We start from the raw sequence: 11538 nt of genomic DNA, 5'->3' as shown, positions 1-11538 counted from the left end.
CTAGAATCTAGTGGATTAGATTCCAAATCCTACTTTGCTGGGGCTAATTACTTAGGAAGTTTTACAAATATATTCTATGCTGATTTGGGTGTGAATTATAGAGTTGATTTTAATAATGGCTTAGGATTAGATTCTATTCTTGGACTTAAATACGCACTAAATAATCCACAAGGTAAAGTAGAGATTCTAAATACAATCCAAAACTACGATATTGGAATAGATAGATTCATCGCTTACTTTGGACTTGGAGTAAACTATGCCGTAACTTCAAATATAGAACTAGGTCTAAACTATCTAGGAAACTTTGGCGATGAAACTATACAAAATAGTGGGTTTTTTAATGTTAAGGTTGGGTGGTAAATGGAAATAGGAAATTCATAATATTTAATGCGTGATATGGAATCTGTGAGAATCTAAGGATTTAGATTCCGCTAGTTTTATTCACGCTAGTTAGCATTTATGAGCCAATACGAAATGCGGTGAGCGGAAACCTAAAAACTAGCGATATAATTATCATTACAATTATGCTTGTAGTTTTAGGGCTTTGTGCGATTTTAATCATCAAAAAAGGAACTAAAATATGACCAATATCCTACTAATAATCGATATGCAAAATGGTTTTATGAGAAATATGGATAGCAAGAATCTAGCAATAAAAATACAGAATCTGCTGGAACTGAGACTTTTTGATAGCGTGGTTGCCACGAGATTTTTGAATGCTAAAAATAGCATTTATGAGCGACTTTTGGGCTGGGAGAGATTGCAAAAAAGCGAGGAATCTTCGCTATTTAGCGGACTTACAAACTACATTGATTTTACATTTGATAAATATATTTATGATTGCGTGAATACGAGCTTTTTGCAGAAACTCTGCCAGATAAATAGCGGGATTGCCCCGCAAAAGGTCTTTATCGTGGGAGCTGATACGGATTGCTGTGTATTGGTTGGTGCCGTTAGGCTGTTTGAGAATAATATCCGCCCGATTGTGTTAAGTAAATATTGTGCTTCAAATGGCGGAGTAGAATCTCATAAAGCGGGGCTTTTATGTCTAAAGCGACTAATTGGCGATAAACAAATAAGCGACATTGAAATTACCAAAGATACGAATTTAGCGGAGATTTGAGAGTTTCAGCCAAATTCTTTGCTTGGCTTGTTAAGCTATATTTGCAAATCTGCATTTTATATTCGTCAAATCTAGTTCTTTTAAAGATTTAAGCTAAAATTCTAAAGCTAATTTTAACTAGAAAGGGTAGTTTGAAAACGATAAAATTAAAAGTGGTAGATTGGTCTGGTAGCGAAAACTTTGACGATATTTTTACAGTAAAAATTTTACGAAAATATTTCAATGTAGTTGAAAGTGAAAATCCGGATTTTATTTTTTATGCAACTTCAGGCTATGAACACATCAAATACGACTGCGTTAGAATCCAATTTTTAGGCGAGAATATTATCCCGGATTTTAATGTCTGCGATTATGCTTTTGGGCTAAATCACATCATTTTCGAAGATAGATATATCTATGTGCCGCATTTCATCGACTACCGCAAAGATACGCACAGAGCGAGAGAAAAACATAAGATAAGCGATATTTCACATAAGAAAAAATTCTGCAATTATATTTATTCTAATTCTAATGCAGCCGCAATTAGGGGCGATTTTTTCGATTTTTTGAATAAATATAAAAGAGTGGATGCCGCTGGGAAGGATAGAAATAATATGGGTGAAGCTCTCCCAAAAGCTCCAAATGGCGATTTTGGCGAGAGTAAATATGAGTTTATGAAAGAGTATAAATTTAGCATTGCGTTTGAAAACTCTTCGACAAATGGCTATTGCACGGAGAAAATTTTACAAGCATTCGCCGCTGGGACTATCCCAATATACTGGGGCGATAAGAAAATTGCTATGGGGGGGGGAATTAACCCAAAAAGCTTCATAAATGTTAGTGGCTATGATGATTTTGAGGCGGTGCTAGAGAAAATCAAAGAGCTTGATAACGATGATGAAAAATATCTAAAAATGCTCCAAGAGCCAGTATTTTTACCGCTTGATTCTATGGCGGATTTGGCGGAGCGTGGGAAATCCGTGGAATCTATGAAATCTAGGGCGGATTTGAAATGTATAGAATCTGCTTTGAAAACGGCGGATTCTAGTTTAGATTCTATAAATTCTACAAACTCCGCAAACTCTGCAAATTCTAGCTTAGATTCCACAGAATCTATTTCTAATTGCAATGTAGATTCCAAATTTCTAGCAAATAAGATTCTATCTCAAATCTCTCGCAAATATGGGGGATTTACAAATATGATAGATTTCTCGCCAAATGTTCCTAAAATCACAGATTCCACTCCAAAATCCGTATTAGATTCCCCAACGGATTCCACCCAAAATATCAATCCACATTCCACCCCATTCGACAAAAAGCCCCGTGATTTCGTGGAATTAAAAGAAATGGAAATAGAAGCCTTTTTAATCCACATCTTTAGCCAAGAGCCAAGTGTGGCATTTAGGCGGAAAAATGAGATGTGGCATAAAATCTATGATAGCGATTATAGGAAGTCGAAAGTATTTTTAAGGTATTTTGATAGGCTTCAAAAAACTATGATTTTTAAAATCTTACGCAAACTAGGCGTTTTTAGGGCATTGAAAAAGCTATTAGCACAAAACTAATAGCTTTAAAATCTTACTCCACGCCCACCATAACCGAAGTGGCTTTGATGATAGCAACGGCGTCTTTGCCCACGCCTAAGTCTAGCTCGTTTATAGATTCTAGTGAAATGGTCGCAGAGATGATGTTCCCGCCGCCGATGTCGATTTTTACAATGCCATTCACAGAGCCTTTTTCGATGCCTACGATTTTGCCTTTTAGTTGATTTTTTGCACTTATTTTCATTTTTACTCCTTTAGATTTCTAAAATGCACTTCTTAAAATGCGGATAGATTCTAGCACTTATTTTTTAAATTATGTTTTTTTCGCGGACGATTTTAGCGGAATCTAAAGCGGAATCTTTTGTGGAATCTAAATTAAATATTTAACGGATTTTTCACAGATTCCGCCAGATTTCGCCCACACAATAAAATCAAAATCACACCAAATCACCCCTACACCTTAATAATCCCTCGCTTGATATAGCTTTCAATAGCGATTTTTATCGTCTCTTGCGTGGAGTATTTCGGCTTGTAGTCAATCAATCTTTGGGCGTTTTCTATGGAGTAGTGTCCGCTCCGTGCGATGTGGAAATAAGTGTGGTCGATTTCTTCCTTGTTGCCCTCGTATTCACACCATTTCTCCCACGATAAAAAGCTAATTTTTGGCGTTTTGTTAAAATACTCATACATCATTTCCGCATATCCATAAAGGCTCAAAGACTGCTTAGCCACGGCGTGGAAGCTCTCGCCTAGGGCGCAGTCCCTGTGCATAATCGCCTTAAAAAACATCTGTGCGACATCATATGCATGGACATGATGTAGGGTCTCCATACCCCAGTTTGGCAAGGAGATTTCCTCGCCTCTTGCAATTTTCTCAAAGATTTTTACATTGAGATTCCCCCACGGATTTATGATGAGCCAGCCCGCCCCTGAAATCTGCCCGGGCATAATAATACTCGCCGGGAAGCCACTCTTTTTAAATTGCTCTTTTAGATACATCTCACTTTTAAACTTTTGGATTCCATATTCATCAAGCGGGGCTTTTGTGGTGCTATTTGGGTCGCTAGGTAGCTCCCTCGCCCTCCCATGTGCCCAAATTGATGAGCAGAATAAATAATGCGAGATATTTTTTAGGGCTTTTACCATTTTAATCGTATCATCAATGTGAAAATTGATTAAATCAACGATGACATCGGCATTTAGGGCGGCAATTTTTGTGGCAAAATCCGGCTCTTTTGTCCTATCAAGTGTGATTTTTGTAATTTTATCAAAGGCTTTATTTGCCTCATATGGCGGACTTTTTCCCCTAGAAATACCTATAACCTCAAAGCCATTTTCAACTAGCATCGGCACGAGATAAGTGCCGATATGCCCTGTGGAGCCGATTACCACTACTTTTTTATTCATAATTTTTCCTTTGTTTTGCGATTTTACTTGCGAAGTATGGGAATCCGTCTTTGATTGTGTGTTGCTAGAATCTGTAAGGGAATCCTTGCGTGGAAGTGTGCGAGAATCCGCCATTAGATTCTGAGCAATACTAGCTCCTATAATTCCGCCCACTGCTAACTTGCTGGTATTTTTCAAAAATTCTCTACGATTTTTCATGGGTTTTCCTTGTGGTGAAATTTTAAAATACAAAAGCGATTCTAGTTTTTACTTTTTCTTTTTGGATTTTTTATCTTTTTTAGAATCTTTAGAATCTTTAGCCTTAGCCTTTTTGTTAGAATCTCCTTGAGCCTTCCCCGTAGCCTTTCCGGCGATTATAAATCTCAATGCGTTTAGCTTGATAAAGCCCTCGGCGTCGGCTTGATTATAAACAGAATCTTCCTCAAATGTCGAATACGCCGCATTAAATAGCGAGTTTTTGGATTCCCTGCCAGTGATGATTACATTGCCTTTATAAAGTTTTAGGCGAACCACGCCATTTACTCTTTCTTGCGTTTTGTCGATTAGGCTCTGCAACGCCTCTCGCTCGGGGCTAAACCAATATCCATTATAGATTAGCTCGGCGTATTTTGGTATTAGGGCGTCTTTTAAATGTGCTTCCTCTCTATCTAATGTCAGCGATTCAATGGTTCTATGGGCTTTTAGGTAGATTGTGCCGCCGGGAGTTTCGTAGCAACCACGAGATTTCATTCCCACATAGCGATTTTCCACCAAGTCAAGGCGACCAACGCCATGCTTCCCGCCAAGCGCGTTTAACTTCGCCCAAAAGTCCGCTGGGCTTAGCTTCTTACCATTTATCGCTACGCCATCGCCGTTTTTAAACTCGATTGTGATTTCCTCTGCCTTATCTGGGGCTTTTAGCGGGGAAGTCGTCCATCGCCACATAGATTCCTCTGGCTCTGCATTTGGATTTTCTAGTATCTGCCCCTCGTAGCTTATATGCAAGAGATTTGCGTCCATTGAGTAGGGGGATTTATTCTTGGATTTTTCAATTTTTATCCCAGCAGATTCGGCGTATTTTAGGAGCTTTTCACGCGAGTTTAAGTCCCACTCCCTCCACGGAGCGATTACCTTAATATTTGGATTTAGTGCATATGCCCCTAGCTCAAATCTAACTTGGTCGTTCCCCTTGCCGGTGGCTCCGTGTGAGATTGCATCGGCTCCTGTTTTTTGGGCGATTTCAACTAATCGCTTGGTAATTAGTGGTCGAGCGATACTTGTGCCTAGCAGATACTCGCCCTCATAAATGGCATTTGCCCGAAACATAGGGAAAACAAAGTCTTCGATAAACTCCTCTCTCAAATCCTCGATAAAAATATTTTGCTTTTTTATGCCTAGTTTTAGTGCCTTTTGGCGTGCAGGCTCTACCTCCTCGCCCTGCCCGATATCAGCGGTAAATGTGATAACCTCGCAGTTATAATTATCACCCAGCCACTTTAAAATCACGCTCGTATCAAGCCCACCGCTATAGGCTAAAACCACTTTTTTTATGCTCTTTTTTGCTGTATTTTTTGCCATATTGTCCCCTTTTGAAGTTTAAAAATTTTAATAATTTTACCAGCTTTGGGAGAAAATGAGGGATATTTTTGATTATTAATTCAAAGATTTGTTTTATTTTGAGATTGATTTTTATTATTGACTTTTTTAAGAATAATTATTAAAATTACCATCTTTTAAATTTTAATAAAAGATAATATTTTTTTGGAAGGAGAAAAAATGTTTAAAAAAATATTAATATATATTCTACCTATATTTTTTACAAGTTTTTTATTCGCAAATGACGGCAATAGAGAGTTGCAAGAAGCAGCAATTTTGCAAGATGAAGAAGCAAGAAGTAGTGATAACTATGTCTTAAGTGCCCAAATCGGGGCATATTATACGCAAGGCTATGGCAACTATATCCACGATGGAGCTAATGTAGGAGAGCGAAAGGTTGATTTCTCAAATATTTTTGCCTCTGTGGGCTTTGAGGGGATAGAGTTCGACCACTTGCGATTTGGAGCAAATGCACTTGGCTCAATCAAGCTAAGTGGCGGAAAAACCGAGAGTGGCGATGTTTATAGAGATAATATGGCAAGTGATGCACTTCTTTACCAACTTTTTGTTGGCTATACGAGCGATTATTTTGATATTAGTGTAGGGCGAGAAGCATTAGATTTAAACTGGGTTAATGACTTCGTGCAAGGCGGAAGATTCGCAATTAAAATCCCCGATGCAAATACCACAATTAGCGGATTCTACTTCGATAGACAAGCAGTTGCTGACCCAAATGAGATTGTAACATTTGATAATAAAGTAGGTCCTACATTTATTGGAGCGATTTCTAATAATTCATTGGAATTTTTTGCAGTTGATGTTTATTTTATTTCAGCTGGATTATTTAATGGAGCGGGTTTTGATGCGGCACTTAGCTTTGGAAATGAAGATTCTATAATTTCAAATACAATTCTAAAATACACATTTTTAGATTCTAAAAATCAAGAATTTAATAATACAAATTATGTGCAATTAGAGGAAAATTTGGGCTTTGGATTTGGTGAGAGTTCGCTTGGTGTGGCAGTTGGTGCGATAAAAATGTTTAATGCGAAAAATCTAGATAGACTTGAAATTGAGGTTTTGGGAGACCAGAATCCACTAGAGCAGGGTGATTTAGCCTATGCAAAAGACGCACTTACAATCTACGCTGGACTTACATATACATATAATGATTTATTTGAGATTCTCTTAGTGTATGGAAATACAAGCGGTGTGAAAGAATGGGACGCTGATAATCTCACAAATACAAAATTAAAAGGCATAAATGAAATAAATGTCGGCTTTGGCACGACTATAGCGGGATTTGAGCTTAGCTTTATTTATTCTAAAATCCTAAGCAATAATCTAGAGGCAATCACAGATAAAAAGACAAATAGAGATTATTTCGAAGCGATGGTGGCGTATAATTTCTAATACTTTATAATAATGAATTTTATTAAGATTTTTATTTAGTTATTCTAATTTATAATTTTGTATAATTTAGAGTTTAAATAAAAATCTTAAAATGAAAGAGTTATTATGGAGAATTTAGCCAAAATAGACCAAATAACCAGCCTTCATAAAAATAATGAACTTCAATTATTATGTTTTAGGTTAGATTTAGGAGGCGATTTATATGCTACTAATGTCTTTAAAATCCGCGAAGTTATAAAATATGATGGCGATATTACTACAATAAGTTATGAAAAAAGTTCCCTTATCGAGGGATTAATCACTATTAGAGAGCTTACAATTCCCCTTATTGATTTAAAAAAATGGTTTTATTACGATACCCACAATAAAGACAAAGATATTTCATCTCATACAATAAAAAATACAACACATAATGGTGATATTATTATGATTTGTGAGTTTAGTAGATGGACTATTGGTGTTAGAATCTATGAAGCAGATAGAATATTAAGCAAAAAATGGACTGAAATCGAGCAAAGCTCAGGGATAATCGGTAGTAGTAATAATAATAAACTTGTCGGTAGAACAAGGTATTTTGATGGGAGATTGGTTCAAATAGTAGATATTGAAAAAATGCTTATTGATGTGTTTCCTTGGATTGAAGAGGAAAAACAAGAAGAGCTCAAAAAAATACAAAAAGTAAATGCCAAAAAAATAGTTTTAATTGCAGATGATAGTCCTGTGGTGCTAAAAACCTTGCAATTAATTTTAGATAAGATTGGAGTAGAGCATCACGATTTTACAAATGGTAAAAAACTTTTGGATTATTTATTTGATAAAGATACTAATATAAAAGATATTGGAATGATTATTACAGATTTGGAGATGCCCGAAACATCTGGCTTTGAGGTCATAAAACAAGTCAAGGCTAATCCAACAACCGCACATTTACCAATAGTTGTAAATTCATCGATGAGTGGAAGTAGCAATGAGGAGATGGCAATGTCTCTTAATGCAAGTGAATTCATCTCAAAGTCGAATCCGCTTGAAATTGAGGCTTGTATAAAGAAATATTTAATTAACCCTTAATAATTTTAATTTAAAGAATCACAAATGTTTAAAAAAATACTTAAATTTAGCAACTTTTTTGTTTTAGGCTTATCCATCATAGTTTTTTATTTTGTTTTTGATAGTAAAAAGCTAAGCACAAATGTGCTTGACTTATTCCCACAAGTTGAGCAAAGGGAGCTTTTGGATATTCATATGGATTTAGAGGATTCCAATCAAATTCTAATATATACAAAAGATTCTATAAAACCATTAGAATCGCTCCCTTATATAAATTACATAGCACCGATTAAAGATAATATTTATATGATGGATATTGATAAAAATGTCAATATGGAGGATTTTTATGCAGATTTTAAAGAAAAAATCCCTGAATTTAGTGATTTAAAGTATTTTTCTCCTAAGATTCTTAGTATTGAAAATACAAATGCTATATTTACTGATGTAAATATTATAATGGCAAGCTCGGTTAGCTTTTTGATTATCCTATATCTTTTTATTTTACGAATCCCATTTCTATCACTAAATACGCTTATAACGATAGTATCTGCCAATTTATTAGGTATTTCGGTGATAACGGCATTTTATGATAATGTAAATGTTATGGCACTAAATTTTGGCGTGGCGATTGGGAATCTAGCAATTGATTATATGCTACACCACCACTTTTTCCGCCTTTATATGCATCATTTTAAATTCAATAAATCTGTGTTTTATGGCTTTATCACAAGCTTTATTGGCTTTGCAATCTGCCTTTTTGTGCCATTTCCATTATTATCGCAATTATCCGTTTATGCGATGGTTTGCCTTTTTGTCTCTTATGTATCTTTTGCGTTTTTGTATCAAGCAATCGGCTTTAAAAAGCCTGTTTTTTATCGTAGTTTGCGACGAATTCGTAAACCTAAAATAAAAAATAAGATGATTCTAATCCTTTCAATCCTAATCCTTGCTGTAACCTTGCCGAATCTAAAGCTAGATTATAATTTAGAGCGATTAGATTATGAGAATAAGCCTAGGCTCGCTGATAGGGACTTTTTCCTAGAGCATTTAGGGCAGGATTCTACGATTTTAATTACTGGGGATTCAAAAGAAGATATCTATGCTAAGGTTAATCAAATAGCACAAAATGCGACATTAAAATCCGACCCTAGAAATATGAATATTATAGAGGAAAACAATAAATTCTATGCAAAATTAAATGTGGATTCATCATCTTTGGAATCTCTAAAGAAATTTGATTTTGTCGACACTCGAAGTATAAAAGAGCTAAGTGATGAAATCACAATGGGGATTTATAAGCCAATGATTTTGGTTTTAAGTGGGGTGATTATCGTTATGGTTATAATCGTATTTATCGTTACTCGTAGCCTTGTAAGCTTCTCATATACAATTGCTCCGCTTAGTGTGATTAGCCTATTTTTCTTTACTACGCAAATAAATATTATGCATTTATTTTCGTTATTAATTGTGGTAGTTTCAAGCGTGGATTATGGAATCTATATTGAAAAAGAGGGCGAGAATATCCGCACACTTCATGCCATAATTTTCTCGGCACTTACGACTTTGGCTGGGTTTGGATTCCTATCATTTAGTAATATTTTGGCACTCAAATCATTTGGTATGACAATTAGCATTGGACTTTTTGTGATTTTACTGCTACTTTTATTCCAAAAGCGACACATAAAACAACCTAAACAAGGAGAGAATCTTGCTACAAACAATTAATCTAACGATGACCTACCCAACCAAAAAATTATTTGAAAACATAAATCTAAAGCTAGATAAAAACAAACGTTACGGGCTAATTGGCGCAAACGGAGCTGGGAAATCCACATTTCTAAAAATTATAAGCGGAGAGCTAGAATCTAGCAGTGGCGAAATCATCATCGAAAATGGGCTAAAAGTGGGAATCCTAAAGCAAGACCAATATGCCTATGAGGATTTGAGTTTAAGCGATGCCGTATTATTGGGGAATAAGCGATTATATGATGCCATAAAACGCAAGGAGCATTTATACGCAAATGCCGATTTAAGCGATGAGGCGGTGAATAATGAGCTAGGTGAGCTAGAGATAGTTTGTGCTGAAGAAGACCCAATGTATGAGTATGACACAAATATCGCCAAAATCTTAGAGGAGCTTGGATTCCCCCAAGATTCGCACAATTCCCTTATGAAAACAATACCAAGCGGAGATAAATTTAAGATTCTATTAGCCCAAGTGCTGTTCCCAAAGCCGGATATTTTATTTTTAGATGAGCCGACAAATAATTTGGATTTGAACGCCATTTCGTGGCTGGAGAATAACCTAAAAAACCACGAGGGGACGATGATAGTAATTAGCCACGATAGGCACTTTTTAAACGAGGTCTGCACGCATATTTTAGACCTTGATTTCTGCACGATACGAGAGTTTAGCGGGAATTATGACTCGTGGTATATCGCCTCAAATCTCATTTTAAAACAGCAAGAATTAGAGCGAAATAAAAAGCTAAAGGAAAAAGAGGATTTGGAGAACTTTATCCGCCGATTTTCCGCCAATGCCTCCAAAGCCAAACAAGCCACAAGCCGCCAAAAACAGCTTGAAAAACTCCAGATTGAAAATCTAAAAGTAAGCTCGAGGCGAGACCCAAGTATCGTGTTTAAACTCCGCCGAGAGATTGGCAATGAGGTCTTTGAGTGCGAAAATATCTCTAAAAGATATGACGAAAAGGTGGTGTTTGAAAAGGTCGATTTGAAGATTCTCCCCGGGGATAAAATCGCCCTAATTGGTCCAAATGGCGTGGGGAAAAGCACGCTATGCAAGATAATCGCCGAAGAGATGAAGCCAGATACTGGCTTTGTGAAGCTTGGGGCGACCATTGAGAAGGGCTATTTCCCGCAAAATATCGCTGAAGAGATAAAGGGCGAGGAGAGCCTATATGAGTGGCTTAGAAGTATGAATAAAAAAATGGAGAGTGGCGAGATACGAAATGCACTCGGGCGAATGCTCTTTAGTGGCGAGGAGCAAGAAAAAAGCCTATCGGCGTTGAGCGGGGGCGAGAAACACAGAATCTATCTATCAAAGCTGATGATTGAGGGCGGGAACTTCCTAATCCTCGATGAGCCGACAAATCACCTTGACTTAGAGGCGATAATCGCACTTGGCGAGGCGTTGTATAAATTTGGCGGAAATGTGCTGTGCGTAAGCCACGATAGGGAGCTAATCGACGCTTTTGCAAATCGCATAATTGAGCTAATCCCGGGAGACATCGCAGAATCTGGGGAATCTAGCACGAAATCTGGGGAATCTAAATCGGGGAAAACCGGCTCAAATAGTAGCTCAAAATCTGCCGGCAAATCCGGTAAATCCGCAAGAGATTCCGTCAAACTAGGAGCAAGAATCATCGACTTCCGCGGAAGCTATGAGGAGTATTTGGAGCGAAATGTGTGATAAATCAGGAACATGCATTA

The 11538-nt window shown here is 36.7% G+C and carries 8 protein-coding genes and 2 pseudogenes; 7 read left to right on the top strand and 3 right to left on the bottom strand.

All coding sequences use genetic code 11. The annotated features are described in order from the left end of the window. The 3 genes from CCY99_RS03955 to CCY99_RS03945 all read left to right on the top strand — a co-directional run. The coding region (locus CCY99_RS03955; RefSeq protein WP_146744933.1) for an autotransporter outer membrane beta-barrel domain-containing protein at window positions 1–360 on the top strand (360 nt) is incomplete at its 5' end. 220 nt (window positions 361–580) lie between these two features. Further along, complete coding sequence (locus CCY99_RS03950; protein ID WP_112060107.1) at window positions 581–1123, top strand: isochorismatase family protein; 543 nt, start codon at window positions 581–583, stop codon at window positions 1121–1123. A gap of 131 nt (window positions 1124–1254) precedes the next feature. Then, window positions 1255–2667, top strand: coding sequence for a glycosyltransferase family 10 (locus tag CCY99_RS03945; protein ID WP_181646828.1), 1413 nt, complete (start codon window positions 1255–1257; stop codon window positions 2665–2667). A 13-nt stretch (window positions 2668–2680) separates the two neighbouring features. Here the strand turns inward: CCY99_RS03945 and CCY99_RS03940 are convergent, their stop codons facing one another. From CCY99_RS03940 to CCY99_RS03930, 3 genes and pseudogenes are all read right to left on the bottom strand, one after another. Continuing rightward, on the bottom strand, window positions 2681–2890 hold the full coding sequence (locus CCY99_RS03940) for a TOBE domain-containing protein (protein WP_112060105.1): 210 nt from the start codon (window positions 2888–2890) through the stop codon (window positions 2681–2683). 209 nt (window positions 2891–3099) lie between these two features. After that, entirely contained in the window at window positions 3100–4251 is a 1152-nt protein-coding gene (locus CCY99_RS03935; protein WP_220092235.1) for an NAD-dependent epimerase/dehydratase family protein, read from the bottom strand. A 144-nt stretch (window positions 4252–4395) separates the two neighbouring features. After that, window positions 4396–5610: pseudogene (locus CCY99_RS03930) on the bottom strand (argininosuccinate synthase); the annotation flags it as partial. A 198-nt stretch (window positions 5611–5808) separates the two neighbouring features. On the opposite strand from CCY99_RS03930, the gene CCY99_RS03925 reads away from it, so the two are divergent. From CCY99_RS03925 to CCY99_RS03910, 4 genes and pseudogenes are all read left to right on the top strand, one after another. Next, on the top strand, window positions 5809–7041 hold the full coding sequence (locus CCY99_RS03925; protein ID WP_112060103.1) for an Opr family porin: 1233 nt from the start codon (window positions 5809–5811) through the stop codon (window positions 7039–7041). Between the two features lie 102 nt (window positions 7042–7143). Then, window positions 7144–8109 (top strand): chemotaxis protein, encoded by a 966-nt coding sequence (locus CCY99_RS03920; protein ID WP_112060102.1) that lies wholly within the window; start codon window positions 7144–7146, stop codon window positions 8107–8109. A 24-nt stretch (window positions 8110–8133) separates the two neighbouring features. Further along, complete coding sequence (locus tag CCY99_RS03915) at window positions 8134–9813, top strand: hypothetical protein (protein ID WP_112060101.1); 1680 nt, start codon at window positions 8134–8136, stop codon at window positions 9811–9813. Continuing rightward, window positions 9797–11329: pseudogene (locus CCY99_RS03910) on the top strand (ABC-F family ATP-binding cassette domain-containing protein); the annotation flags it as partial. The gene CCY99_RS03915 and the pseudogene CCY99_RS03910, both read left to right, overlap by 17 nt. Between the last annotated feature and the right edge of the window lie 209 nt (window positions 11330–11538).

This window comes from Helicobacter sp. 16-1353, from assembly GCF_003288815.1.
In the GTDB taxonomy this organism is placed as follows: Bacteria; Campylobacterota; Campylobacteria; order Campylobacterales; family Helicobacteraceae; genus NHYM01.
This window is presented reverse-complemented; position numbering and strand designations above follow the sequence as displayed.

Bases quoted from the DNA above. Each gene is read 5' to 3' on its own strand.
- CCY99_RS03950 (WP_112060107.1), top strand. From the start codon at position 581: ATGACCAATATCCTACTAATAATCGATATGCAAAATGGTTTTATGAGA.
- CCY99_RS03940 (WP_112060105.1), bottom strand. From the start codon at position 2,890: ATGAAAATAAGTGCAAAAAATCAACTAAAAGGCAAAATCGTAGGCATC.
- CCY99_RS03935 (WP_220092235.1), bottom strand. From the start codon at position 4,251: ATGAAAAATCGTAGAGAATTTTTGAAAAATACCAGCAAGTTAGCAGTG.
- CCY99_RS03925 (WP_112060103.1), top strand. From the start codon at position 5,809: ATGTTTAAAAAAATATTAATATATATTCTACCTATATTTTTTACAAGT.
- CCY99_RS03915 (WP_112060101.1), top strand. From the start codon at position 8,134: ATGTTTAAAAAAATACTTAAATTTAGCAACTTTTTTGTTTTAGGCTTA.